The sequence below is a fragment of the Veillonella sp. 27098_8_77 genome (genome assembly GCF_041431535.1).
In the GTDB taxonomy this organism is placed as follows: domain Bacteria; phylum Bacillota; class Negativicutes; order Veillonellales; family Veillonellaceae; genus Veillonella.
Genome location: NZ_JAPVXW010000003.1, coordinates 132,857 through 159,654, shown reverse-complemented (window position 1 = coordinate 159,654; position 26,798 = coordinate 132,857). Strand labels below are relative to the sequence as shown.

At 41.3% G+C, this 26,798-nt stretch carries 19 protein-coding genes and 1 pseudogene; 15 read left to right on the top strand and 5 right to left on the bottom strand.

Annotated features, from left to right (window positions below):
* Positions 1–2 precede the first annotated feature (2 nt).
* From O3617_RS03230 to O3617_RS03200, 7 genes and pseudogenes are all read left to right on the top strand, one after another.
* A complete protein-coding gene (locus tag O3617_RS03230; RefSeq protein ID WP_371448619.1) occupies positions 3–1,541 on the top strand; it encodes a 2-isopropylmalate synthase in 1,539 nt (512 codons plus the stop codon).
* 4 nt (positions 1,542–1,545) lie between these two features.
* Positions 1,546–2,805 (top strand): 3-isopropylmalate dehydratase large subunit, encoded by a 1,260-nt coding sequence (gene leuC / locus O3617_RS03225; RefSeq protein ID WP_371448618.1) that lies wholly within the window; start codon positions 1,546–1,548, stop codon positions 2,803–2,805.
* 1 nt (position 2,806) lies between these two features.
* Entirely contained in the window at positions 2,807–3,298 is a 492-nt protein-coding gene (locus tag O3617_RS03220) for a 3-isopropylmalate dehydratase small subunit (protein WP_371448616.1), read from the top strand.
* A gap of 331 nt (positions 3,299–3,629) precedes the next feature.
* On the top strand, positions 3,630–4,700 hold the full coding sequence (gene leuB / locus O3617_RS03215) for a 3-isopropylmalate dehydrogenase (protein ID WP_227068783.1): 1,071 nt from the start codon (positions 3,630–3,632) through the stop codon (positions 4,698–4,700).
* A 73-nt stretch (positions 4,701–4,773) separates the two neighbouring features.
* Positions 4,774–5,103: a multidrug efflux SMR transporter gene (locus O3617_RS03210; RefSeq protein WP_129823518.1), complete on the top strand. Its 330-nt coding sequence runs from the start codon at positions 4,774–4,776 to the stop codon at positions 5,101–5,103.
* Between the two features lie 94 nt (positions 5,104–5,197).
* Positions 5,198–5,740 (top strand): annotated as a pseudogene (locus O3617_RS03205) (hypothetical protein).
* 322 nt (positions 5,741–6,062) lie between these two features.
* Positions 6,063–7,250, top strand: coding sequence for an MBL fold metallo-hydrolase (locus O3617_RS03200; RefSeq protein WP_371448614.1), 1,188 nt, complete (start codon positions 6,063–6,065; stop codon positions 7,248–7,250).
* 83 nt (positions 7,251–7,333) lie between these two features.
* Here O3617_RS03200 and O3617_RS03195 read toward each other — a convergent pair whose 3' ends face one another.
* Both O3617_RS03195 and O3617_RS03190 read right to left on the bottom strand, forming a co-directional pair.
* Complete coding sequence (locus tag O3617_RS03195) at positions 7,334–8,329, bottom strand: STAS-like domain-containing protein (RefSeq protein ID WP_287504023.1); 996 nt, start codon at positions 8,327–8,329, stop codon at positions 7,334–7,336.
* A 1,308-nt stretch (positions 8,330–9,637) separates the two neighbouring features.
* The gene (locus O3617_RS03190; RefSeq protein ID WP_369075466.1) at positions 9,638–9,712 is read right to left on the bottom strand and encodes a hypothetical protein; all 75 of its coding nucleotides are present in this window, start codon (positions 9,710–9,712) and stop codon (positions 9,638–9,640) included.
* A 574-nt stretch (positions 9,713–10,286) separates the two neighbouring features.
* Between O3617_RS03190 and ileS the strand changes: the two genes are divergently transcribed.
* The 6 genes from ileS (at position 10,287) to O3617_RS03160 (ending at position 19,973) form a co-directional block, all read left to right on the top strand.
* Complete coding sequence (ileS, locus tag O3617_RS03185; RefSeq protein ID WP_371448612.1) at positions 10,287–13,121, top strand: isoleucine--tRNA ligase; 2,835 nt, start codon at positions 10,287–10,289, stop codon at positions 13,119–13,121.
* Positions 13,122–13,409: 288 nt separating this feature from the next.
* Positions 13,410–14,552, top strand: coding sequence for a protein kinase (locus O3617_RS03180; protein ID WP_371448611.1), 1,143 nt, complete (start codon positions 13,410–13,412; stop codon positions 14,550–14,552).
* Positions 14,553–15,062: 510 nt separating this feature from the next.
* On the top strand, positions 15,063–16,193 hold the full coding sequence (locus O3617_RS03175) for an inverse autotransporter beta domain-containing protein (RefSeq protein WP_371448610.1): 1,131 nt from the start codon (positions 15,063–15,065) through the stop codon (positions 16,191–16,193).
* A 43-nt stretch (positions 16,194–16,236) separates the two neighbouring features.
* A complete protein-coding gene (locus O3617_RS03170; RefSeq protein ID WP_371448609.1) occupies positions 16,237–17,472 on the top strand; it encodes an inverse autotransporter beta domain-containing protein in 1,236 nt (411 codons plus the stop codon).
* Positions 17,473–17,521: 49 nt separating this feature from the next.
* Complete coding sequence (locus tag O3617_RS03165; protein ID WP_371448608.1) at positions 17,522–18,772, top strand: inverse autotransporter beta domain-containing protein; 1,251 nt, start codon at positions 17,522–17,524, stop codon at positions 18,770–18,772.
* Between the two features lie 82 nt (positions 18,773–18,854).
* Positions 18,855–19,973: an inverse autotransporter beta domain-containing protein gene (locus tag O3617_RS03160; RefSeq protein WP_371448607.1), complete on the top strand. Its 1,119-nt coding sequence runs from the start codon at positions 18,855–18,857 to the stop codon at positions 19,971–19,973.
* 72 nt (positions 19,974–20,045) lie between these two features.
* On the opposite strand, the gene O3617_RS03155 is transcribed toward O3617_RS03160, so the two are convergent.
* On the bottom strand, positions 20,046–22,415 hold the full coding sequence (locus O3617_RS03155) for a tetratricopeptide repeat protein (RefSeq protein WP_371448606.1): 2,370 nt from the start codon (positions 22,413–22,415) through the stop codon (positions 20,046–20,048).
* 802 nt (positions 22,416–23,217) lie between these two features.
* Positions 23,218–24,000, bottom strand: coding sequence for a basic amino acid ABC transporter substrate-binding protein (locus tag O3617_RS03150; RefSeq protein ID WP_371448605.1), 783 nt, complete (start codon positions 23,998–24,000; stop codon positions 23,218–23,220).
* Positions 24,001–24,171: 171 nt separating this feature from the next.
* Here O3617_RS03150 and O3617_RS03145 point away from each other — a divergent pair, with 171 nt between their 5' ends.
* Positions 24,172–25,353 carry an amidohydrolase gene (locus O3617_RS03145; RefSeq protein WP_371448604.1) on the top strand — a complete coding sequence of 394 codons (1,182 nt, stop codon included), beginning with the start codon at positions 24,172–24,174 and terminating at the stop codon, positions 25,351–25,353.
* Positions 25,354–25,355: 2 nt separating this feature from the next.
* Here O3617_RS03145 and O3617_RS03140 read toward each other — a convergent pair whose 3' ends face one another.
* Entirely contained in the window at positions 25,356–25,700 is a 345-nt protein-coding gene (locus tag O3617_RS03140; RefSeq protein ID WP_371448603.1) for a hypothetical protein, read from the bottom strand.
* Positions 25,701–25,794: 94 nt separating this feature from the next.
* On the opposite strand from O3617_RS03140, the gene O3617_RS03135 reads away from it, so the two are divergent.
* Positions 25,795–26,739, top strand: coding sequence for a Cof-type HAD-IIB family hydrolase (locus O3617_RS03135; RefSeq protein ID WP_371448602.1), 945 nt, complete (start codon positions 25,795–25,797; stop codon positions 26,737–26,739).
* Positions 26,740–26,798 lie beyond the last annotated feature (59 nt).

Below are 26,798 nucleotides of genomic sequence, written 5' to 3'. Positions count from 1 at the left end.
TTATGGATCAAAATCGCGTATATTTCTTTGATACAACCCTTCGTGATGGGGAACAAACACCGGGCGTTGCACTTCGCACACCAGAAAAGGTAGAGATTGCGAAAGGTCTCGTACGCCTTGGTATTGATGTTATTGAAGCAGGTTTCCCTGCAGCGTCTCCTGGGGATTTTGAAGCGGTGCAAACTATCGCTCGTGAAGTAAAGGGCGTTACGATTTGTGGTTTGGCACGTGCTAATGAAAAGGATGTACAAAAGGTAGCAGAAGCATTGAAAGATGCAGATCACAGCCGTTTACATGTGTTCATTGCTACATCCGAAATCCACATGAAATACAAATTGAAAATGACACGGGAACAAGTGCTTGAAAAGGTAAAATCCATTTTGGAATTTGCTAAGGGCAAGTTCGATGAAATCGAATTCTCTGGCGAAGATGCATCTCGTACAGATTTAGATTTCTTGTGTGAAGTATTCGGCGTAGCTATCGCTGGCGGTGCTACCATCCTTAATGTACCAGATACAGTGGGCTACATGATGCCACAAGAGTTCGCGTCTAAGATTCGTTACATCAAAGAACATACACCTGGTATTGAAAATGCCATCATTTCTGTTCACTGTCATGATGACCTTGGCCTTGCAAACGCTAACTCCTTGGCGGCTATCGAAGCCGGTGCTCGTCAAGTAGAATGTACGGTAAACGGTCTTGGTGAACGCGCTGGTAACGTGGGTATTGAAGAAGTTGTGATGTCTCTTAAAACACGCCATGATTACTTCGGCGACCTTCAAGTGAACATTGATACAAAACAATTTACGAAAGTTTCTAAACTAGTAAGTCGTTTAACAGGTGTCGTAGTTCCACCAAACAAACCAATCGTAGGTTCTAACGCTTTTGCTCATGAGTCTGGTATCCATCAACATGGTATGATGAGCAATCCTGAAACATATGAAATCATGACTCCTGAGTCCGTAGGGGCTGAAAAAACAGACCTCGTATTGGGCAAACACTCTGGTCGTCATGCCTTTGCTGATCATTTGGCAAAACTTGGTTTCCAATCTTTCGCAGAAGAGAAAATCAACGATCTCTTCGCTAAATTTAAAGAATTGGCGGACCGTAAAAAACAAGTATACGATGATGACATTATCGCTCTTGTAGTAGATAACTTACATCATAAAAAAGCATTCGAGCTTGTGGCTCAATACTACAAATTAGGTGAAAAAGGTTATGCTTATGCTGACGTTCGTCTCATGACTCCAGAAGGGGAGAAAGCAGATGCTGCTGTAGGTGACGGTCCAGTAGACGCATCCCTTAAAGCAGTTGAACGTGTGGTTGGCTTGCCAATTAGCTTAAAAGACTACCAAATCCGCGCCATCACAGCAGGTAAAGATGCCCTTGGGGAAGCAACCCTTAAGGTAGAATATAACGGTCGCTTGTACCATGGTCGTGGTATTAGCACCGATATCGTTAAATCAAGTGTGAACGCATATATTAATGCAGTTAATTCTATTTTCCTAGCTATGGAGCTAGAACAACAGGAGGAAGAATAATATTATGGGTATGACCATTACTGAAAAGAATATGGCCCGCCACGCAGGTCTTGATGTGGTAAAACCAGGCCAAATCATCGAGTGTAATTTGGATGCTGTGTTGATGAACGACATCACATTCCCACCAGCGCTTCGCGAATTTAAAAAGATTGAGAAACCTGTATTCGACCGTCATAAAATCTACTTGGTGCCTGACCATTTCACACCAAATAAAGATATTCAATCCGCTACACAAGCGAAAGTCATGCGCGATTTCGTACGCGAACATGGCATTACAAACTACTTTGAAGTAGGCCGCATGGGTATTGAGCACGTTATTTTGCCAGAAAAAGGTCTTATTGGTCCTGGCGAAATGATGATTGGTGCTGACTCCCACACTTGTACATATGGTGCAGTAAATGCATTCTCCACCGGCGTTGGCTCTACGGATGCGGGCGTTGCGATGGCAGAAGGTAAGACTTGGTTCAAAGTGCCTGAAACCATTAAGGTTGAGCTTATCGGTAAACCTAACAAATGGGTAACTGGTAAGGACGTAATCCTTGACCTAATCGGCAAAATCGGTGTAGACGGTGCTCGTTACATGGCCCTTGAATTCGCTGGTGAAGGCGTACAACATATGACTATGGCTGACCGCCTTACAATTTGTAACATGGCTATCGAAGCTGGCGGTAAATGTGGCGTATTCCCATATGATGAAATCACTGAAGCATACATTAAAGGCCGCGTAAATCGTCCTGTAGAACCAATTAATCCTGATCCTGATGCAGTATATGCTCAAACTGTGACTATCGATTTATCTAAATTGCAACCAGTTGTAGCATTCCCTCATTTGCCATCCAACACACATTACATCAACGAGATTGACAAAGATATTAAAATCGACCAAGTTATCATCGGTTCCTGTACAAATGGCCGTTACGAAGACTTGGTGGCAGCTGCAGAAATCTTCAAAGGTCGCAAAGTAGCTCCATTCGTTCGTTGTATCGTAATTCCTGGTTCCCAAGATGTATACGATCAAGCTATGAAAGATGGTTTATTGGACATCTTCATTCAAGCTGACTGCGCAGTGTCCACGCCAACATGTGGTCCTTGCCTAGGTGGTTACATGGGAATCATGGCAGCTGGTGAAAGAACCGTTTCCACTACAAACCGTAACTTCCGTGGTCGTATGGGTCACGTTGATTCTGAAGTATATTTGGCAAGCCCTTACGTGGCGGCAGCAAGTGCTGTATTAGGCCGCATTGCAGGCCCTGAGGAGGTTTAATATGGATTTTGAAAGCAAAAAATTCTGGCGCTACGGCGACGATGTAGATACAGACGTAATCATTCCAGCTCGTTACTTGGCGATTGCTGACTGGAACGAATTGGCGGAACATGCGATGGAGGACATTGATACTACATTCGCGCCAAATGTAAAAGCTGGCGAAATCATGGTAGCTGGTAAAAACTTTGGTTGTGGTTCCTCCCGTGAACACGCACCAGGCGTTATCAAAGCAAAAGGCGTGCCTGTTATCATTGCACACTCCTTTGCTCGTATCTTCTTCCGTAATGCTATCAACATTGGTTTACCAGTAATTGAAATCGGCGAACAAGTCAATCGTATCGATGCTGGCGATGCAATCGGCGTAGATTTATCTAAAGGTATCGTGTACAACTTGACTAAAAACGAACAATACCAAGGCACTGAATTGCCACAATTCATTCAAGATATTGCGGCAGCAGGAGGTCTTGTGAACTTTGCGAAACATCGCAAGTAGTACATATCCGGGATGGAATGTTTGTTTTTCCCTCCAGTTGCCTTAGCGGTCTTCACCCGAGGGGTTCGACCTAGCAAAGTCGGTTAAAACAAAGCATTCCATCCCTACACTCTACAACTTTGCGGTATTTCGCAAAGTTGCAATCCCTTGTTCTGAGGGTGGATGTGTTTTTCGGTCTTGCGGAGTTCCGCAATGTATTGATGATGTAGAGGCAAGGTGAAGCCCTCAAGCGACTTTAGTAGGTCGAGCCCCTTGGGCGAAGGCCGTAAGCTAGCTGGAGCTTTAGGGCTTTACCTTGCCTCGGATGAATGTAGTATATGAGGAAATAAGAATGAGCGAAAAAAATATCGTATTGATTCCTGGTGATGGTATCGGTACTGAGATTATTGCTGCAGCGAAGGCTGTGTGCGATGTGGCTTTTGAGAAAGCTAATGTAAAGGTTAATTGGATTGATAAAAAAGCGGGCGGTGCGTCTATTGATGCATACGGTGTGCCTTTGACTGAGGATACTATTGAGGCTTGTAAAGCTGCTGATGCTGTATTGCTTGGTGCTGTAGGCGGCCCTAAATGGGATAATGTAGATCCTTCTATTCGTCCTGAGAAAGCAATCCTTGGTCTTCGCAAGGAGCTTGGTTTGTTCTGTAACTTGCGTCCTGTAAAAATCTATCCATCCTTGCAAGAGTATTCCCCTCTTAAAAAGGAACTCGTACAAGATGTAGATTTCGTTATCGTTCGTGAGTTGACTGGCGGTATTTACTTCGGTGAACGCGAAGAGGCACAAGGCGAAGGTGCTAACGAGTTTGCTTGGGATAAAGAAACTTACAGCCGTTACGAAGTAGAGCGCATCATGGACATTGCTATGGAAACAGCTCGCAAACGTAACAAAAAGGTTGTATCCGTAGATAAAGCAAATGTATTGGCTTCTTCTCGTTTGTGGCGTAAAATCGCTCAAGAGAAAGCTTCAGCTAATCCAGATATCGCAACAGATTACTTCTACGTAGATAATACAGCGATGCAACTTGTTGTAAATCCTGCACAGTTTGACGTTATCGTTACAACAAACTTGTTCGGCGATATTTTGTCTGACGAAGGTGCTGTTATCTCTGGTTCTATCGGGCTTTTACCATCTGCATCCATGGGTACTGGCACAGCATTGTACGAGCCAATCCACGGTTCTGCACCAGATATTATGGGCCAAAACTTGGCGAACCCATTAGGCACAATCTTGTCCGCAGCTATGATGTGCCGTCACTCCCTTGATTTGCCTCAAGTGGCTGACGCTATTGAAAAAGCTGTTGAACAAGTGCTCGTTGATGGTTACCGCACAGGCGATATCTACCGCGAAGGCTTGAAACGCGTAGGTACCACAGAAATGGCACAAGCTGTTATCGAACGCTTATAATGGGTGCGATTGAGTGCGTACTTATGTATTGAAGAGAGGGTTGTAAGGCCCTCTCTTTTTTGTAGGAGGGGTTATGTTATCTTATTTTTTACTTGCCTTATCTATAGGGCTTGAGTTATTTGCTACGACCATGTTGAAAGCTTCTGATGGTTTTACGCGGCCGTTACAGACTATTGCCTGCGTATGTGGTTATGTAGGATCTTTCTATACATTGACGCATGTACTGAAATATATTCCACTTAGTGTTACTTATGCTACCTGGTCTGGCGTAGGTCTAGTGGTGACGGCTCTCATTTCGGTCTTTATCTTTAGTGAGGGCTATAATATTTACACTATATTAGGTATTGCTCTTATTGTAGTGGGTGTGGTAATCCTAAACTTGTGGGGTAGTGTAGGAAATTAAAGATATTTATAGTCCGTATTTAATATATTAAAAATTTATGCATTAGAATATTGTAGATGTAATCAGTGGGCAAAATATTTCCAAGGAGGCCATTATGAATTCTTCTATGTATCGAAATTTAACTATTACTGCGTTGTTGATGGCATTAGCTATCATGATTCCTATTATGATGCCTTTGAAAGTTGTCATTCCACCGGCTTCGTATACATTGGCTAGTCATGTACCTATATTCCTGGCTATGTTCTTGTCTCGTAAGATGGCTGCTTGTGTCGTAATAGGTTCTACGCTAGGTTTCTTTGTAGCTGGCTTCCCTATCGTTATCGTTATGCGCGCTGCATCTCATATCATCTTTGCCTTGATGGGGGCTTACTATATTAAACATCATCCAGGCGTATTGACTGGGGCTCTATCCTTTGCTACGTTCAACCTTGTATGTGCCATCGTTCACGCCATTTGAGAAGTACTAGCCTGCCTCTTGTTCTATACAACAACTACGATGCCTAATATTGATCTTATCTACGTTGTGTTCGTACTTGTTGGTGCCGGTACTATTGTTCATAGTCTAGTTGATGGATATATTGCGTTATATATCTATAAAGCTATCCCAGGATTATCATCTAAGCCTGAGAATAAATAATCGGACCTTATCCTAGCTTATTTAAGCTAGATAATAAACAACCCGCTATTAAAACTACATATGCTCGTAACCACTCATAGGAAATCTATTGTACGCTAATGTATAGAATTTGATTATCTATGAGTGGTTTTTTAGAATAATTATCAAATCTGTACCTGCAGATATAGACTTAACTATGCAATATGGGTATAATAAAACCATAGTTAATGACCGAGTTGTGATATATGCATAGGTATATAGATAGGTACATATACACAGATACCACATAGGCCATACATATTGTTAATTGTGAAAGACTTTCACAAGAATTATGGAGGTTATTATGAGAAAGCATATAAAAAATAACGTATCTTGGGTTGGTAAAATTGATTGGGAATTACAAGAATTCCACGGCTCTGATTACAGCATTAATAATGGGTCTAGTCAAAACGCGTACTTGATTGAAGAGGAAAAAACCGTCCTCATCGATACCGTATGGAAACCTCATTCTTCAGAGTTTATAGATAATTTGGAATCTGAAATTGATCTAAACAAGATTGATTTTATCGTATGTAATCACGGCGAAGTCGATCACAGCGGTTCCTTGCCAGCGTTGATGGAAAAAATCCCTAATACGCCGATTTACTGCACAGAAAATGCCGTTAAGTCCTTGGTTGGTCAATATCATCATCCAGAATGGAATTTTAAAACTGTGAAGACCGGTGATTCTGTAGATATCGGTAACGGTAAATCTTTGGTATTCGTAGAAATGCGCATGCTCCATTGGCCTGACTCTATGGCAACCTATATGACTGGCGACAATATTTTGTTCTCTAACGATGCGTTCGGACAACATTTTGCCGTAGAAGAATTGTGGGCCGATAAGGCTGATCAATGTCGTCTATGGGCAGAGGCGATGAAATATTACGCTAATATTTTGAATCCATTCTCTCCATTGGTAAAAGCTAAGGTTGAAGAAATTCAAAAGCTCAACTTGCCAATTGATATTATCGCTACTAGCCATGGTGCAATTTGGCGTGAAAACCCATTGCAAATCGTAGAGAAATACTATGAGTGGTCTCAAGCATACCAAGAAGACCAAATTACAGTCGTATATGACACTATGTGGGATGGTACAAAGAAATTAGCCCATAAAATTGCTGATGAGATTGCTAAACAATCTCCTGATACACGGGTTAAGATCTTTAACATCAGTAAAACAAATAAAAACGACATCATGACAGAAGTATTCAAATCAAAAGCGATTGCCGTTGGTTCTCCAACAGTAGGGAATAGTGTTATCTCTTCTGTAGCTGGTTGGCTAGACTTTTTGCGTGAATTGAAGTTCAAAAATAAAAAGGCTGCCGTATTTGGTACCTATGGATGGTCCGGTGAATCTACAAAGGTACTTCGTGAAGAATTAACTAAATATGGTTTCTCCGTGGTAGAACCTGAAATTAAATGTAACTGGAACCCAGATGCAGATGATTTTAGTAAAGCAGAAGAACTTGTAAAAGCCTTACTAGCATAATATATTAAGCATATGGTAGGGCATTAAAAAAGGTGTACCAACACAAATCAACGTGTTGGTACACCTTTTTTATGTAGTAGCTTCTAGTTAGTATATGTATCAAACACAAAATCTATAATTGTCCGAATGGTTTCATTAGCCCCTATAATCTTGATTTGTTTATACGATTTGAGGCCTAGAATTTTAATTGGATCTGCCAATAAAGCTGTTAAGAAGCTGTGTGTAGCTGTTATAGCGTGAGAGAAATCAAGGACTACGGTTTCTCCTTTTTGTATAGCCGGAATAATTTTTCGCTCTCTAAGATTAATGGCCTCTAATTTGACTTCACATCGTTCTCCACAATAGTTGTACATATCAATATACAATTCGGGAGCACGGACTATATTATTTCGTTTAGCTACAGTTTCGGTAGCGTGTTTTCTAAAATCCTCTAGGTGTTTATGAAGGTCATATGTTTTTAATCTATCAAAACCAATGGTCATGTATATAAATGTGCCGGGCCAAGAGTTGTTTAGTGTTGTGTAGGTTACATCTAATGGAGAAATATGTGCGACCCCATCGCCCGATACGATATACATATCTGCTTCTAATGTTTTGCCAAGATTACTAGATAAGTAAAGGCCCATGCCAGCATTGTTTTGCTGTTTATAAGGTCCTACGTTGACGCCAAATGTACCAGAGATTTCAGGCTCTAGTGCCATAGCGATGGCATCAGTATTGTTTGTGAAAGGTGCATAGGTTTGCTCTAAATGTGTTTTAATACCTACACCAAGATCAGCAAGAATAAATGATAGTTGGTTTTTATCTCGATACCAGTTAAATTGTAATAATGATGGAATCTGAGGATTAAAACCGTGTTCTAATGCATTATATGTTAGTTCGGATATGATATAACGAACTGCATCCTCATATCCTCTAATTAAATCTGTAGGTAAGTCCATAGCGTAATCACGAATTGTATTTAGCATTTGTGTAATATTATGATCTTTGTATTTAATGGCGAAGATGGGCTTGTTGTAAACGTAGTGAAAATTGTCTTGTGTGTTATTAAGAATTTTAAAGCATGAGGTTCCATTCATTCTTTGCCACATTTTTCCAAATAAAGAATGCTTAGAATATTGTAAATTTATATGAATCTTTTTTCTCTTTAATTGCCATATATAGAGTATGAGTAATGTCAGTGTTTGGTACTCAATACTTTGGCAAAATCTTGCATCTATAATTATATGTTTTGACTTGGCAGACCAATCAAATATACTAAGTACATTGTTAAAATCAATAACTCCCTTTGCTTTAAATGTAAAATCATTTGGTAATGTTAAGATAGGAACATTGGTTAGTGTGCGATGTGTCTGTCTCATTTTCTCTCTCCTTTAATTGACATGAGTTAGGGCACTTGTTATACTTAACACATAAGATAACGTTTAGAGACCTAGATAGGACGGAATGTTCGTCTCTCGGTTGTCTCAGTTGACCCCATACTGTGTATGGGGTTTTCTTATACCTATATTATAGAACTAATGTTTGTAAAAACAAGAGAAATATAGCTATTATGATTTATTGATACATATCTACTATTATTTCATGATTTTTGCAGTTTTATCATACCGTTCCGAAGTAGTTTCATTCTTCTGTATGTCCAGCTATTTCCTCATCTTGAATTGGATGTATTAATTTTATACAATATCTGTAATATTAAGTTATCGGGATGTAGAGTATTTAGGAGAGATAGATGGTTGGTCAGAACTGGTGGCGCCGCATAGGTTTAGTTGTGTGCATCGTAGTGAGTGTAGGCTTTGTAAGCGGCTGTGAGTTTAATATGGATAATTTAAGGAATAGCAGTCAGGTGAAAGCTACGCAAAGCGATAGTGAGAAGGAAATCTGGCGTGTTTTTAAGTTTTATTTGGCCGCCACAAATGAGTTTAATTTCACGAGTGTAAAATATAGTCATCAACATATGGAAACGGTGCAGCAAGCACGACAAAATATACCGTTAGCTGAGTTTAAAGAGCGGGATTATGAACGTCTTGAGCAAGAACTCCTTGCTGCGCGAGATGCGGGGCATACGCATAGTGACTTGGAAGCCGCTACGGATGCTTTATTACCGGTATTGCATGACATTGTGGTGGCTGTAAAAGAGCTAGATACGTATTATAAAGAAAAGCGCTATGAATCAGATAATTATGCATTTGCTCACACGCAGTTGGAGAAACTTTCATCATTAATGGATGTATTTGAACCAAAATATGATGCATTAGATACTATTGTTAAAACATATTATAAGCAAGAGGGCGAACGTTTTGTTAAGCTCATGCGTAATAATGGACAAACTAATGGTGCTAATATGTTGGAAATGATGATTATTTATAGCGATATAGTAGATCATATTATGGAGCATAAATCCGATAGTGATTTCCAATGGGTGAAAGCACAGAAAGAAGCCGCCGATGGGATTGGGGCAAAGATTACTGCTGCCGAGGCTCAGAATCGTTTAGAGCAAAAGAAACATCTTGATAAAGCGATTGAGGATTTTATTGCTGATCCTCGTAGTGAAACGGAAGAAGCCGTGGTTGAGCAATATAATGAAATGGTAAGTAGTCCAATGAATTTTGCATTATTAGATTCTGTGCAGAAGCCGTATGTACCGCAAGAGTTATAATATGAAATGGTATATGTTAAACATGATATAAATTTCGGGTAGAATATATTTGACAACCTACCCTTATGAGCCCTATAATTATCTATTATATGAATATTGCGTTGAAAAAGACGGCATGTCTCAGACGGATTTAGTAGAGACCAAACTCATGGGCTGAAAGGTTTGGAAATCTAGAGATGTGCGGATCACTTTGGAGCAAGCAGGAACCCTGCCGGTGAACACCGTTATATGTCTAAGTGGCTTTCACAACATGAAGCCTAGTTATTTCGTATGCTCGGAATGTTCTAGCTTTCACAGAAGGTCAGTAGGGTGGTACCACGGATATTACGTCCGTCCCTTCGGGGGCGGGCGATTTTTTTATGTAAAAGGAGCACATCATGGATTACGGTAAGACGTTACATTTGCCTGAAACAGAATTCCCAATGCGCGGCAATTTGCCTAAGCGCGAACCAGAAATTTTAAAGTTCTGGGAAGACAACAAAATTTATCAAAAACGTTTGGAATTGCGTAAAGACGCAAAACCATTCATCTTGCATGATGGCCCTCCATACGCAAATGGTAAATTGCACATCGGTCATGCCCTCAACAAAACGTTGAAGGACATCATCATGAAATACAAAACAATGACTGGTCATTATACTCGCTACATTCCTGGTTGGGATACGCACGGTTTGCCAATTGAGCATGCGGTTATTAAAAACACTGGTCTTAACCGTCATGAAATGGCGCCTCTTGATTTGCGCAATAAATGTAAGGAATATGCATTAGAATGCGTAGAAAACCAAAAACAAGACTTCATTCGCTTTGGTGTATTAGGCGAATGGGAACGCCCTTATTTGACATTGCGCCCTGAGTTTGAAGTTAAACAACTTGGTATCTTCGGCGAAATGGCAAAACGCGGCCACATCTATAAAGGCCTTAAAACTGTATACTGGTGTACACACTGCGAAACTGCATTGGCAGAAGCAGAAATCGAATACGCTGAGAAAAAATCTTTCTCCATTTACGTAAAATTCCCTTACGTATCCGAGAAAAAGGTAACATTGCCAGCTGGCGTAGATCCAAAACAAGCATACTCCGTTATTTGGACAACTACTCCTTGGACAATGCCTGCCAACGTAGCAATCTCTGTTAACCCAGAGCTTGAATATGGTTGGGTAAAAGTAGGCGACGAATACTACTTGATGGCTACTGAACTCGTTGATGCGGCTATGAAAGATATCGGTATCGAAGACTACGAAATCGTAAATCGCTTCTCTGGTGCAGATTTAGAATTGGCTGAATTCAAACATCCATTTGTTGAACGTAATGCTACAGTATTGTGTGGTGACCATGTAACACTCGAAGCAGGTACTGGTTGCGTACATACAGCTCCTGCACACGGTGAAGATGACTTTAACATCGTTATGCGTTATAACAAGGAAGGCAAAACTGAACTTCCTATCGTATCTCTTGTTAATGAAACTGGTAACTACACTAAACAAGTGGACGACAACCGTTATGGTGATACTGAATTCCCATTGGCTGGTGTAGAGATTCACGATGCAGAAGTGCCTGTAATCAAAATCTTGGCGCACAACAATGCATTGCTTCACAAATCTAGCTTGCGTCACCAATACGCTCACTGCTGGCGTTGTAAAAACCCTGTTATCTACCGCGCTACAGAACAATGGTTCTCCTCTGTAGATGGGTACCGTCAACAAGCGCTTGATGCTATCGATAATCAAGTACAATGGATTCCTAAATGGGGCCATGATCGTATCTTCAACATGGTTCGCGATCGTGGTGACTGGGTAATTTCCCGTCAACGTATTTGGGGTGTGCCAATTCCTATTTACTATTGTGAAAGCTGCGGCGAGCATATCATCAACGATGATACTATCAAAGCATTACAAGAAAAAGTAGCCGTAGAAGGCTCCGATGCTTGGTGGGCTCACAGTGCAAAAGAATTGTTACCAGAAGGTTTCAAATGTCCTCATTGCGGTCATGATGAGTTCAAAAAAGAAACAGACATCATGGACGTATGGTTCGACTCTGGTTCCTCTTGGTCTGGCGTACTCGAAGTTAATGGCTTAGACGTACCATGTGCTATGTACCTTGAAGGTTCCGACCAACATCGTGGTTGGTTTAACTCCTCCTTATTGACTGCCGTAGCAACAACAGGCAAAGCACCATATAACTCCGTATTGACTCACGGCTTCGTTGTGGACGGCGAAGGTCGCAAAATGTCTAAATCTGTAGGTAATACAGTAGCACCTAGCGATATCATCGACGTATATGGCGCTGACGTTATGCGTTTGTGGGTATCTTCCGCTGATTACCAAGCGGACGTACGTTTGTCCAAAGACATCGTAAAACAATTATCCGAAGTATATCGTAAGATTCGTAATACATTCCGTTTCTTGCTTGGCAACTTGGATGACTTCAATCCAAACACTGATAAAGTGGCTTACGCAGATATGTCCGAATTCGATAAATGGGCATTGTTGCGCTTAGAAGAAGTACGTCAAAAGGTTACTGATGCATACGAAAACTATGAATTCCACATGTTGTACCATGCAATTCATAACTTCTGTACAGTAGACTTGAGCTCCATCTACCTTGATGTAATGAAAGATACTATGTATGCTGAAAGCAAAAACAACGTAGCTCGTCGTTCTGCGCAAACAGCAATGTACGAAATCTTGAAAACATTGGTAGCAATGGTATCTCCTGTACTTTCCTTTACAGCAGAAGAAGTGTGGAAGTACATGCCTAAAGAAGAAGGCATGCCTGAATCCGTTATGCTTCAAGATTGGCCACAAGGTCATCCTGAACACTTCAATCAAGAATTGGCTGATAAATGGAACCAATTGTTAGACTTGCGTACATCCGTACAAAAAGCATTGGAACTTGCTCGTCAAAACAAAACAATCGGTCACCCACTAGATGCATCCGTTACAGTATATGCTGAAGGCGCTGCATTCGACGCATTGAACGCTCTTGGCGAAGAAGGTTTGGCTAAACTCGTTATCGTATCTGAAGCTCACATCGTAAATGGCGCTGCGCCAGCAGAGGCTGTAAAAGACGAAGAAACAGGCGTAGCGACAGTAGTTGCTCCATCTGAACTTGAAAAATGTGAACGCTGCTGGATCCACCGCGATACAGTAGGTCAAGATAGCAAACATCCTACACTTTGCCAACGTTGTGCAGAGGTAGTGAAAGCGCTATAATTCCACAATCGATTTAAATACAGTTGTCAAAATAGCCCCTTCAGAAGGCTCCATCGGCCGGGTCTGTTCCTTCGGAACAGGGCCAAAAGTCGCCTTCTAAAGGGGCTATTTTTTGTATTTCACTCGATTTGTGGGATTATAGCACTAGGTGAGGAGCGATAGTCGCTTCTCGGAGGGGATATTTTTATTAGTCTAAAAACTGCGTTCGCTATTAGAGTGCTTTTCTGGTGTTTTTGTTTTGTGTTACAATGATGGAAATATTAGCTGCTAGTAGAGGGAGGGAATATCATGCAATTTATGTTAATGCATAGGGATGTACCTGTCTTACAGTTTGCTGTTTTTGATGATAGAAATTGGGCCCGTATTGTTGATGTATTGAATGCGGCTCATGTACCTGTTAATATGCTTGTGCAGCCTCATAATAGGGAACGTGCTTTAAATGAATTTATTGATCATCGATTTATTCCTCAAAGTCGTTCTAATTATGATGTTATTAAGGCATTGTATAAGGCAAAAGATGCGTTTGAATTGTCCATGCGATCGTACATGGTGAGTATTTCTGACCATTACTGGGTTAAACCTTGTGATAGTTCGATGACTTGGTCTGATGTAAATTTTTATGATAATCCCATTCCCGATGATCAAGTATTAATAGGGGCTATTGATACATTACATCAATATGATCCATGGCGTCGGACACCGAATACATTGAATAATGGGACATTGCGTCAGATTTGGTTGCACCGCGGAGATGAAATTTTGCTTTCAAAAGCAGGCGAATTGACGTTTAAACAGGAACCATTTAATGAGGCTGTCGTCAGTGATGTATTGGCGTACTTTGATGTGCCTTATATCGCGTACTATTTGGATTATATGTCGGATGAAGCTGAGAATGTATCGGTCTGTGACTGTTTTACGAATCGCAATGTAGAATATATTCCTGCATGGCAATTGACGGTTAATACGAAACCTAACGATGTGAGTGAGTACGCGCATTACGTGAATCAGTTGCATTCATTTGGTCTTACTAATGTGACGAGTCAGTTAGAGCAAATGATTGTGCTTGATGCGCTCATTGCTAATGAAGATCGGCATTGGGGCAATTTGGGTGCTCTTCGTGATAGTGAAAGTCTAGAATTTATCGGTCTTGCGCCTATTTTTGATAACGGAAACTCCTTGGGGTATAAAGCGGCATCTGTTATGCGTAACCGTAATGCTGATGTGTCCATAGCTTTTAACAAGACTCATACGCTGGAATTGAAACATGTGTCCTCTGTTGTGAAAGTAGATTGGGATGGCATTATAAATCGTTGTATGGAGATTGTGGAACATAGATACAATCAATTGGTGGAACCAGAATTTGGCATGGACCGTGCACATATGATTGGTCAATTGATACAAGAACGAGCCAAAAAATTAAAAACTTTTTAGATTTATGAATTCATTGTATACTACCATTCTCCTCGAATATATGATGATAATTGTTATCGCCCAATTTTCCTCATGAAAGCTTTATGTGTAAAAATCTACTCATTTCACATTAACATTAAAATGATAGTTTACGATATTTATAGTTAGTTTAGTAAATAAGTGTATGAGAAGGAGGAATATGCAATGGTAGTAACAATTATTAAAGCTGTTATGACTGCTCTTACTGGTTTGGTAAACGCATTATTGCCTTTATTTAAATAATAAAGCCCCAAAAACCCTCATGAACCCTCAAGGCTAGAGTATATATACTCAGCTTTGAGGGTTTTTCTTTATGTCTAATTATCTATATAATTATATAGAAAAATGAATAAAATGTAGGTTTAAGTGATATTTATCTTTTATTTAAATGTAGGGGCTTTTATTGACTACATCTAAATATATACATATAATGAAAAATGAAATAAAGATGAATATATCTTTGGAATAATATATAGAGGGAGAATTGGCGATATGAAAAGAATATTAGTCTTAAAAGCTATGGTTCTTGGAACCATAGCTTGTTCAATTAGTGCTATTGGATTTGCAGCGGGGGTAGAGTCTACACATATACAAGATGCAACCAATATGCAACAAAATAAACAAGGTACGGAACAACATGAGGCAGTGCAATCCAATTGGATGGACCGCACAGATATTAAGGTTGGCACACAATCTAAGATGGGTACGCAAGTATCTGTAGAAACATTGCAACCATTAACTCATTACGATGAGAACTCCAAGTCCGTATTGTTTGTACAAGGCGGTATTGGCAGAGGTGGCCAAGAACATTCTGCTAGTTACTATCACGGATATAATGAGATTTGGTATCCTTATAACCCTGCGACTGGTAAAGGTGACCAACGATATATGGCAGAAAAATATGAACATACGAAATCATTAGGCACTGTCGCTAATGTAGGCTTAGGATATCGTCAGCTTAGTAAGCATGAGCATGCGTATGTGGGTGTTAATGCCTTTGTTGATCGCGCCTTTTCCGAGAATGCTAATCGTGTGAGTGGGGGCCTAGAATATGTATCCGGTCTTAACGAAGTTCGTGCCAATGTATATAGAGGTTTAGGGAGTGTGAAATCGCAATCTGATATGATACATTTACCACAATCGTACTTCACATTTGATTTGGATGGGGGCGCTGCTTACTATATGCCACATACGTCTCAAAAGGTATTATCTGGATACGATGTAAGTTATGCTCGTACATTTAAAAATGCTCGTTGGGCCCGTGTACACGCAACCGTATATCATTGGAATGGTCTTAGTGTGCCAAATCATAGCGACGCATTATTGAAAACACTGGAAGTTGGTAACAGTCATGGATGGAAAGTAGGAACTACATTACAAGTAGCGCCTCATGTATCGCTAGATGTAGGCTATACATCGGATAGTAAGTATACTAGTGGTGCTTATGGAGTTGTTAAGTACACATTAGGTACCTCTAAGTTTGCATGGCATGGTGGTAAACATAGTGATGATACGATTACGAATGCTCGCGCTAGAATGTTAGATAAGGTAGACCGTAGCCCTATAACAATAGGCCGTACATATGAAGAAGATTGGTATGTAGATCCTAATGATCATTTATAAAATTGATGATAATTTATAAAACTAAAAGGAGAGAAGTTTCGTAATGAAATATAAGTTAGTATTAACATCTATGGTCTTGGGGGCCATAGTGTGTAGCACAAGTGCCGTAGTGGGAGCAGTCGATGTGGCGCTACAAGTGAGTGATACAGCAAAACATGATGCAGTGCAATCTAATTGGATGGACCGCACGGATATTGCTGTAGGTGTACAGACTGGAGGCAAATCCAAATTAGATAAAGGACATTTTCTAACGGATGACCAGAATACTATTTATAATAAACAATCTGATTACGGCAATCTAACGAAAGCCTATATAGAAACATTGCAGCCTATTTCTCATTATGATGAGAACAGTAAAAGTGTTCTGTTTGTACAGGGGCGTATTGGACGTGGCGGTGAGAAAATAGCGTCGAAAGAGTTGCGTGGCTACCTTCTCCCTGAATTAACAATTAATCGGAATGGGCAACCTAGTTACACCAAAATAAATACGGATGAAAAATCATCAGAAACGTTAGGAATTGTTGGTACTGTTGGTATTGGCTATCGACGTCTTAGCCGAAATGAACATGCCTATGTAGGTGTTAATGCATTTGTTGATCGAGCTTTCACAGGCAATTACAATCGTATTAGCGGTGGTGTAGAGTATGTAAATGGACTCAACGAGGTATATGCTAATGTGTACAGGGGGCTTGGGGATAAGGACCTTGTAAAAGGTGGTGGTGGTAATCCATATCCAAAACGCTTGTATCCTAATGGTTATCCAGATTCATTCCCATATGGTGTTATTCCGTCAGAGAATTATTATACCTACAAAGGCGATAGAGCACTAGGCGGCTATGAAATCGGTTATGCTAGATCCTTTAAAAATGCTCGTTGGGCCCGTGCTTATGTAAATGGATATCGTTGGAAGGGCCATGGATTCGGTCATAGTCAAGAATATAATTATGGGCGCCCAGGCCATTGGTCCGTACCATGGTTTTCTGTGAGGGATGCAAACCACTATAAGGGCATTAAAATCGGTGCTGAATTACAGTTAACACCACATATATCCTTAGATATTGGGGATAACAATGCAAACAATATGTCGAAAGGCATGTATGGTACAGTGAAATATACATTAGGTACATCTAAATTTGCCTTCTGGGGTGGTAAGCATAGTGATGATACGATTACTACAGCTCGTTCTAAAATGCTAGATAAGGTACGTCGTCAAGACATGATTGTAGAATCCTTTGATGACATTGAATATTTTTATTTAGCACCTATCGATCATTTATAATATGGAGAAAATGTTAGTTTTATCATTGTTATGAGAGGGACTATATATAATGTCAGGTAAATTATTATTGAAAGCTATGGTTTTAGGGACTATGGCTTTCAGCATATATACAATAGGAATGGCAGCAGAGGTTCAAGATGCAAATGGACTAGATTCTGCACCACAAATAATTGCATTCGATGCGGCTAGGAAAGAGGCCGTTCGTTCTAGCTGGATGGACCGCACAGATGTGGTAGTTGGCGTTGGTATGAAAGACTCGAGAGAAAAGGAAACCGAGCAATTCCATAACTTTACATCATTGGATAATCAGCCGATTACTGTAACTTCGAAAAGTTTAAAATCTACTGAAATCAATAAATTGTATATTGAGACATTACAACCTATAACCCATTATGATGAAAACGCTAAAAGCGTTGTCTTTGTACAAGGTCGTATTGGCCGCAGTGGAGAAAAGATTTCATCTTATAAATTAAATAATTATTGGCTTCCAGCCAGACCTGCAGGGACGTTTACAGTACATAACAGGCAAATAGATAAGGAAGAATCCTTAGGAACGAATGCAAATATTGGTGTTGGTTATCGTCGTCTTAGCAAGGGTGAACATGCTTATGTTGGTGTTAATGCATTCTATGACTATGTATTTAAAGGTGGTTATAAGCGCGTTAGTGGCGGTGTAGAATATGTAGCAGGTCTTAATGAAATCCATGCTAATCTGTATCGGAATGTGGGGTCTGATGGTAGAAAATATATAGGACTCCATGGACGAAGTATTGTATTGGGGGATCCTACAGGATTGTATCCATATGGTAGAGATGATGATACTAGTCTTTATGATTATGCTATAGTTGATTACGAAAATCATTGGATGTTATCAGAAAAGGTTGCGGCCAGTGGATTTGATGTAGGGTACTCACGGACCTTCAAAAATGCTCGCTGGGCTCGTGTCTATGCGGACTATTATAATTGGCGTGGTAGATCCCCTGTGAGAGTTGGCTATTATAAATTACATAAACGTGATGCCATAAAAGCTTTTAAAGTAGGCGCAGAATTCCATATTACACCACATCTTACTCTTGATGCAGGTTATCAAACAGCATCTCATCATTTGAGTGGCCCTTATGCAACCTTGAAATATACCATCGGCACATCCAAGTTTGCTTGGCATGGTGGTAAACATAGTGAAAGTGTAATTACAACGGCTCGTTCTAAGATGCTTGATAAGGTACATCGCAGTGATATGGTTGTTCTTGATATAGTCCAAGAAGATTATGATCACGGCGTTGTCGATGTTGGTTTATAATCTGTACCCCATTAAAATTACTAAGAGATTGGTAATTTTGATGCTTCGGCAATAATTATGTAAGTGAAGGATTATATTATATATGATGAATTGTAAAACAAAGTTTAATATACGACTGCTACTCTGTGTAGCAGCTTGTACGATGTGTTGGTCTATTGCATTAGCGGATAGTGCTGATAATGGGAATGCTACACAAGTGGATGCAGGTATTCATCACAATTGGGCTGATAGAACCGACATGTCTGCGAAGTTTCAGACCAATCACAAACCAATATATAGCTTAGAGACGTTACAACCTATTGGGCATTATGATAATAACTCTAAAAGCGTAGTGTTTGTACAAGGCAAAGTCAGTTCTCATGGCGGTGTAAGTCAAATTGCCAATGGATATGCGAATCATGTAACTCGTAATGCGGGCGGAATTGTATATGAATATGACTTTAATCAATCTACGCAATCTATAGGCACAACTGGCAGTATAGGACTTGGCTATCGACGACTAAGTAAAGGGGAGCATAGCTACGTAGGTATTAATGGCTTTTATGATTATGCATTTAAAGAACATTATAAGCGTACCAGTTTGGGTGTAGAATATGTAACCGGTGAGAATGAATTCTATGCTAATTTCTATAAATCACTAGGGAATGGTACGTCATCCTATCGTATATTTAAGCGCGATGAAATGATTCCAGCCCCATTCAATACGCCGGACATCAACGTTTCTGTTGGTGAAAGTCATGAAAAACGTGTTGCCTCTGGATATGATATCGGATATGCACGAACCTTCAAAAATGCCCGTTATTTGCGAGCCTATATTGACCGGTACCACTGGAATCGTATGAATGGAGAGATTAGAGACCTAGAATGGTCTAATCCTGATATATATAACTATAATATCGCATTTCCTGTAAATGGTATCTATAGTAATGGTCTTAAGACAGGTGTCAATGTGAATGTGACCCCTCATATTTCTGTAGGTCTAGGCTATGATAAACCGTTTGGTCACTCCGGAGAGTTTTATGTACAAACTATGTATACGCTTGGTAAATCTAAGTTTGCTTTCTTCGGTGGAAAGCATAGCGATAGTAGCATGACAACTGCTCGTTCTAAAATGCTTGATAAGATTGAACGTCAAGATATGCAGGCGCTCAATCTAAACGGAGATTTCCACGTTCATTACCCTCATGATTCTCTAGACTAAATGTAGCTTATCTTTAGGTTATAACAAAGGAGCTAGTACGCTGTGTACTAGCTCCTTTTGTATCTTTGTTTATTATTGCAAATCCTTAGGCACGCTGAGCGGTTTCCAGTTATCTAGTTCTGGAATGTCTAAGGTCGTAATGGTCCGTTGTATCCAGTAGTTCAAGGATACTTCGTTGCCAAAGTACTGCTCAAATAGGTATGTATTACCGGGAATGTCCTTTTGCTTGCCGTGTTCGTCGACGATGTGGCGCATCGATTCCTTGAGGTACAGTTGCACCCTAAATGGGGTGGACCGCTTGCCTTTGAATATGAAATAGGATGGCCCAATAAAATCGTGGGTACGAACGTTGATTTGCTCGTAGCGATTGCTCTTGAGCCCTTCCAAGGATGCTTGAATCATGGCGTTGGCGTCGTCATATTCTTCGAGTAAGAATGGTTCTTGGTCCACGTCGAGTACATAGTGCCACGTCGGTTTTTTCTCGTCTGTTTCGATGGCCCATGCATCTGAAAGCTCCGGTAAACGGTGGCTTTCATAAAAATCATGCCACAAATTATGGGCGTCCTCTGCATTGAGTAGCGATTTATAGATAATCTCATGCCCTTCAGCTGGGTCGTATCCGTATAACCGCACCTGATAGGTGTTGCGCGGCATACGTTTAGTCTCTAGCTTATAAATATTCCGCAATTTGTCTGGAATGGTTAGGAAATGATTGTAAAAACTAAGCACTATCGTCTCTTGTGTAGATAGGGCCTTATCGATGGTTTCTAGGTCATATAAGGTAGTATCCCACTGAAAGCCATTCATATTGACGGATAATCGGGCTGCATTGTGAGGCCAAGTGGTAGGGGCCGGGCGCACGGTTGTAGAGGATTCGGTAATACCCTCTTTATAATGCCAATGACCATCTATCTTTTCGAAGGCTTTTAACCGCTCCGCTGCTTCGTCATCTACCGGAATATCTTTAATCTCTTCGCTACGATTGGCGAGGTGTGACACGATGTACTGATGGGAGCTTTCATAATAATGAACCGCACTGTCGAGGTCAGGCGTTCCCGTCACATATCCTTTTTCATAGGCATAGCCCAAGGTAACTCGTGTAAGCGCACGGGTGATGTCGTAGAAGAGCACGCGGTCCTCCTCTTGAAGCGCCCGTTTCTCCTCCTCTAACACGCGAGTCAATGACTGAACGGCAAATCGAATGTTCTTGGTCACGCCGATGCCGTGCATACGCATGTAACTGATATACGGCAAGGAGAACAAAAATCTATCCTTCGTCGCCGCCATATGTGTCAAATCGGCGATGAGGCCCCAGTCGAGAGAAAGGCCGCCAATGTGAAAGATATAGTTAAATGCAGCCTGTAACGCGGCATAACCGGCATCATTAAAGTCCTTTGTGGTCGCCTGTTGATATAGTTCGGTGGCCTTGATTGGATCGTACGGAATGGCTGCACGCAACGCAGGTTGCTCGTAAAAATGATAGTAATAGTCCGCAAGTTCCGCGATACATTCTGGTTGGCCTAGGTCGGCACCCTTTGTAAACCATGTGAAAGCCTCTGTAAATTCGCCTTTTTCATGATGGTCGAGACCCGTATAGAGCATCATGGTTGGATTTCCTAGTTCGGCGGCCTTACGTGCAACGTGGCGTGCATTATCGTAATCACCTTCGTCGATATAAATATTGCGCAAGTTTCCTTGAAACATGGCTAGCCCTTGATCAAGGGCTTTGTTAAACCAGTATTTTGCATGCTCACAGGATTTTTTATGTAACGTTTCTTCGTCTACCATACCGCGTAAGGTCGCGATACCTTCGCGTAAACTCTTGCTATACGTCGCTTGTTGTAATCGTCGACTCAAACTTGCCTTTTCTGGACCTAATAGCTGTTTGGCTTGGTTAATAATATGGTAATCGCCCCAAAAGAATACATTGCCTATAATATACTGGCAGTATGCATCGCCTTGCTTTGCGTAATCATAGATGATGCGGAATGCGTCGTCAAAGGACAGCTGCATATCTCGCCTCACCGTTGGTGTAATCGACCCGGCTATGCGTAGCGCCTGTAATGTACCAATTGGACTATGCCGGCGGATACTATCATGTAAACATTGATACGTCCGCATATTGTCCTCTGGAAAGCCCGACTCAGCCCACGTAAATCGAGGCCCTGCATACACGCGTGCTAATAGGGCGTATGCATCACCCAACTCACGTTCCTCTGGAGATAGAGCCTTTTTGTAAACTTCTTCAGCATCTGATTCTCCCGTACTGCCTTGCGATGTAGCCGTGTTGCGCAACTCATGTTGAATTGGCTTTGTCACATTCGATTGATTATTTACAATCGACTCTAACATGCGCAGACCCTCTTGAGCGGACTGCGGATCATAAGATATAAAAATTAAGTGGAAGACCCGTTGGAGGCGGTCTGTGAAATATTGAGCCATAGGCCCTCCTTTCGTTTTTATACAATACACTATTATTATATACCGAATACACAGCTCGTGAAAGGTAGGAAAGGTGATGGGGCCTCTGAAAGTCGACACGCTACTGCGCTTCGCGGAGCCCGAAGTCGTTTTCAGAGACCCCATCACCTTCAACTATCTCGTTCTATGTTAATTCGGTATATAATAGTAGTGAAATTGATAAAATCCGTTATTGCCAACCCAACCGATAGACAGAGAAAGGAGGGCCTACGGCCCATACGGCGGTGTGTCCTAAGAACTTCCATCGGCCGGGTCTGATTCGCCCTACGGGCTCACAGGGCCAAAGTCGGATTTTTGGGCCCATCGGTTCTATCTCTCAATCCATAGCCGACACGCGGTATATAATAGTAGTGAAATTGATAAAATCCGTTATTGCCCACCCAGCCGCTGGACAGAGAAAGGAGGGCCTATGGCCTCTTTCTCCTCTGTATAACAAAGAAATAATTTCTAAGTCAGGTTAGAGTGCATATGAAAAAGACACCCTGTGAAAAAACGACTTTTCCAGATGCTGTGGATTTTCCTTTGGAAAATCTTACGCCTCTGGATTAGCGATGTGTGGCTCCCATGCGTCGCTATGCTCCTCTGTTAGCTCACACCCTGCGTCGGCCCTGCCCCTATAGAGACAAAAATAATTTCTACTTACGGTTATAGGATAGTAAAAAAAGAACCGGTTCTGAAAACGACTTCGGGATCCGCGTAGCGCAGTAGCGTGTCGGCTTTCAGGACCGGTTCTTTTTTCTAAACGTATGATACGTAATAGAAATTATTTTTTGTTATAGTCACCAAACCATTTATCATAGATTTTTTGGTATGTGCCGTCTTCTTTAAGTTCTTTAAGTGCTTTGTTAACAGCGTCTTGCAATTCTTTGTTGCCTTTTTTAACACCAAGTACTGTGCCTGGGGCCTTAGTAGGTTCGCCTACGAGTTTAAGGTCTTTGTCAGCACCTTGTTTTAGGTAGTACATAGCAACTGCGTTATCGATGATTGCACCATCAATTGTGCCAGCTTTTAGTTCCATAAAGATATTGGAGTTGGAGTCCATTTCTTTTACTGTTGTGTTAGGAATTTTTTTAGCCATATCTGCAGGAACGGTACCGATTTGAACGCCTACAGTTTTGCCAGCAAGTTCATCCATGTTATGGATTGTGGAGTTGTCTTTACGAACAACTGTGATGAAACCGCCTTGGTCAAAGTATACATCGGAGAAGTCCAATGCTTTTTCACGTTCTGGTGTTGAGTTGATACCGGCTGCGATCATATCGATATCGCCAGATTGAACTGCTGGAATCAAAGCGTCAAAGCCCATGGATTTGAATTCCATTTTTAGACCTAATTTTTTAGCAATTGCTTCGGACAAATCAACGTCGAAACCAACGTATTTATCGCCTTCAGTAAATTCGAATGGTGGGAAGGTAGTTTCAGAACCTACACGTAACACACCAGCCTCTTGTGTCATTTTGCTTTTTTCACTGCCACAACCAGCCAATAAACCCATAGCAGCAACAGCTACGAGCGCGATGGCTGTCAATTTTTTGAATTTAAACATAGTATCCTCCTCAAACATGATACAAACATATTAATCTGTTTCTATTGTACGGAATTTTGAACCAATAGGCAATAACATTGTATAATTAAAGGTACGAAAACAAATTATGCACACGAAATATACCTTTTATTAAATAAGGTCGGTTATTTATACACACATTTAGGAGGACCTATGTCTCTTACTGAACAATTTTCCAGTGCTTGTGAAAGCTTCGCTAAGGAGGCTTTCACCATTAATTATACATTGGCGAAGAATCCTGAACTGTCTAGTCATGAATTTAAGTCTGTTAAGACAATCGGCGCTATCCTTGAAAAATATGGTATTCCTGTGACCTATGAGTTTTGCAATTTGCCGACTGCTTTTAAGGCATCTGCTGTGAAAGTAGATTATACTAAAGGACGTCTGGCTATTTTGTGTGAATATGATGCGTTGCCAGATGTGGGGCATGCGTGTGGCCATTGTGCCAGTGGTTCTATGAGTACCTTAGCAGCCCTTGCATTACATAAGATGCAGCAAGACGGCGTAGCTTTCAACATGGATATCGACATCATCGGTACCCCTGATGAGGAAGCGATGGGCTGCAAGGTGGATATGTGTAATGCTGGCGTATTTAAGGATTATGATTTTGCTATTATGGTGCATCTCGACGGCGAAGAAACGCGGCCGAATTCACAATTCTTGGCCCTCGATTGTTTCCGCGCTAAGTACCACGGTAAATCGGCCCATGCGGCTGGCGAGCCTTGGAATGGCATCAATGCGGTAAACGGCGTGCAGCTCGCCATCCATGCCATGGATATGTTGCGCCAACAAGTGCGACCAGAATCTCGCATCGGCACGTGGATCATTAACGGCGGTACCGCGTCCAACGTCATTCCTGCATATGGTGAGTTAGAGGTCACCGTGCGCCATACAGAACGGGAGTATTTGAACGGTCTATCCGCGCAAATTAAAAGGATTTTTGAAGGCGCTGCCCTTTGTACCGGTACGACCGTAAATGTTGAATTCTACGGCAACCCTTATGACGATATGAACCAAAATCATCGCGGCACACACCTCATCGAAGACGTGATGGCCGACATGGGCCTCGATTTTGAACCGGGTCCAGCGGATATTGGGGGCAGTTCTGATATCGGCAATGTAAGCTATCAATGTGCGGCGTTCCATCCTAAATTACGCTTGGCTGGCCCAGATAAGGTGTGCCATGCCAAGGAATTTGCAGACGCCATGCTGGAACCAACCATTGAACAAACCATTGTAGACGGGGCCAATATTATTGGGCGTACATTGTTGCGATTAGTAGAAAATCCAAATGTCTTAGAAGAAATTGTGGCTGAGTTTAACCGTAGTAAGTAATTTTAATGGGAATTTGCAATGCTAATAAAGTGCATTCTATATCTGTGGGGAGAGCTATAATATCGTAGGTAGAATTCGTTGCCTTCTTCAGAATTGTTGATAATAGATGATAATGGAACATTGCCATTTATAAAGCTACGATTTTGTGTAAAATAGGCGCCCACCTCAACGTCGTGGTGATAGAGCCCCCATACTACGTCATTTCCAGCGATGACTGGGATGTACTTAAATTCAAGAAATTCAAATAAACCGGCTATGGTTATATCATCAGGTACGGTAAATTCTTCACGATGATGACTCATATCATCAGCCGCACAAACGGCATCACGATCGATTATTATATACATATGAATTCACATCCTTTGAACTGATAATTCTATAAAATATATGCTATCTTTATTGTACATCAAGTAAAAATTATATTGTATTAAAGGAGGTTTTATGTCCTCATCTGAACCATTAGATATTAAAAATTATATAGGTCTTACTGGCGATACACCGATTCGATTCATTGCGTCCGACGTGGATGGCACATTGGTGAATGACGCGAAATCCGTGGACCTTGAGGTGGTATCTGCTGTTCGTGCTGCTCGTGAAAGCGGCATTCGCGTGGCCATCGCATCGGGCCGTGCGTGGCATGAGATGGACGATGTTATCGACGCCATGCCGTGCCTGCGCTACTTTGTGTGCACCAATGGCGCCTATGTTATGGATAAAGAAGAACAAAAGGAACTCGTTCACATTTCCTTTGGTAAAATGCGTGCCATAGATTTAGTACGAAAACTAATGACCTACGGTGTGTTTGTAGAGGCTTATGTGAAAGCCGAAATTTTCGGACAATATCCTGTGGTTGGCGATGAAACTTCACAAGCAGAGCATTTCTTTAGACCTAATATTAGACCGTTCATTTTAAAGACGCGCACAATGGTACTTGATTTATTGGCTCATCTAGAATCCTTGCCAGAAGGGCCGGAGAAAATTCAAATCTTTTATGGCGACGAACGTATACGCGAGCGCATCCTGGACGATTTGCGTGATGAATTTCAGGGGGCTGCCACAGATGGAAAAGGCCGAGAACGGTTTTATGATGTTCTTGAATCTAGCGAAGGTAATTTAGAATTTGTATTGCCTCATACGACAAAAGGCACGGCCGTAGAGGCCTTGGCAAACCATTGGGGCTATACGCCTGACGAAGTGATGACCATCGGCGACAGCGAAAATGATCTCTCCATGATCCGTTTTGCTGGCGCTAGCGTGGCTATGGGTAATGCACGAGAGAATGTGAAAGCTGCTGCACGTTATGCGACAATGGATAATAACAATTATGGTGTAGCTCGTGCACTCTATTCGGCCATTGCACATAATCGTAAATTAGAAACTAAATAGAAATAAAATTTGATAGCGAGTTGATGATAATCCCCATAATTGATAGAGAGGTGATGTAG

What these genes read in the sequence shown, in the direction of transcription:
- O3617_RS03230 (WP_371448619.1), top strand. Translation starts at nt 3, where the DNA reads ATGGATCAAAATCGCGTATATTTCTTTGATACAACCCTTCGTGATGGG.
- leuC (WP_371448618.1), top strand. Translation starts at nt 1,546, where the DNA reads ATGGGTATGACCATTACTGAAAAGAATATGGCCCGCCACGCAGGTCTT.
- O3617_RS03220 (WP_371448616.1), top strand. Translation starts at nt 2,807, where the DNA reads ATGGATTTTGAAAGCAAAAAATTCTGGCGCTACGGCGACGATGTAGAT.
- leuB (WP_227068783.1), top strand. Translation starts at nt 3,630, where the DNA reads ATGAGCGAAAAAAATATCGTATTGATTCCTGGTGATGGTATCGGTACT.
- O3617_RS03210 (WP_129823518.1), top strand. Translation starts at nt 4,774, where the DNA reads ATGTTATCTTATTTTTTACTTGCCTTATCTATAGGGCTTGAGTTATTT.
- O3617_RS03200 (WP_371448614.1), top strand. Translation starts at nt 6,063, where the DNA reads ATGAGAAAGCATATAAAAAATAACGTATCTTGGGTTGGTAAAATTGAT.
- O3617_RS03195 (WP_287504023.1), bottom strand. Translation starts at nt 8,329, where the DNA reads ATGAATGGAACCTCATGCTTTAAAATTCTTAATAACACACAAGACAAT.
- ileS (WP_371448612.1), top strand. Translation starts at nt 10,287, where the DNA reads ATGGATTACGGTAAGACGTTACATTTGCCTGAAACAGAATTCCCAATG.
- O3617_RS03180 (WP_371448611.1), top strand. Translation starts at nt 13,410, where the DNA reads ATGCAATTTATGTTAATGCATAGGGATGTACCTGTCTTACAGTTTGCT.
- O3617_RS03175 (WP_371448610.1), top strand. Translation starts at nt 15,063, where the DNA reads ATGAAAAGAATATTAGTCTTAAAAGCTATGGTTCTTGGAACCATAGCT.
- O3617_RS03170 (WP_371448609.1), top strand. Translation starts at nt 16,237, where the DNA reads ATGAAATATAAGTTAGTATTAACATCTATGGTCTTGGGGGCCATAGTG.
- O3617_RS03165 (WP_371448608.1), top strand. Translation starts at nt 17,522, where the DNA reads ATGTCAGGTAAATTATTATTGAAAGCTATGGTTTTAGGGACTATGGCT.
- O3617_RS03160 (WP_371448607.1), top strand. Translation starts at nt 18,855, where the DNA reads ATGATGAATTGTAAAACAAAGTTTAATATACGACTGCTACTCTGTGTA.
- O3617_RS03155 (WP_371448606.1), bottom strand. Translation starts at nt 22,415, where the DNA reads ATGGCTCAATATTTCACAGACCGCCTCCAACGGGTCTTCCACTTAATT.
- O3617_RS03150 (WP_371448605.1), bottom strand. Translation starts at nt 24,000, where the DNA reads ATGTTTAAATTCAAAAAATTGACAGCCATCGCGCTCGTAGCTGTTGCT.
- O3617_RS03145 (WP_371448604.1), top strand. Translation starts at nt 24,172, where the DNA reads ATGTCTCTTACTGAACAATTTTCCAGTGCTTGTGAAAGCTTCGCTAAG.
- O3617_RS03140 (WP_371448603.1), bottom strand. Translation starts at nt 25,700, where the DNA reads ATGTATATAATAATCGATCGTGATGCCGTTTGTGCGGCTGATGATATG.
- O3617_RS03135 (WP_371448602.1), top strand. Translation starts at nt 25,795, where the DNA reads ATGTCCTCATCTGAACCATTAGATATTAAAAATTATATAGGTCTTACT.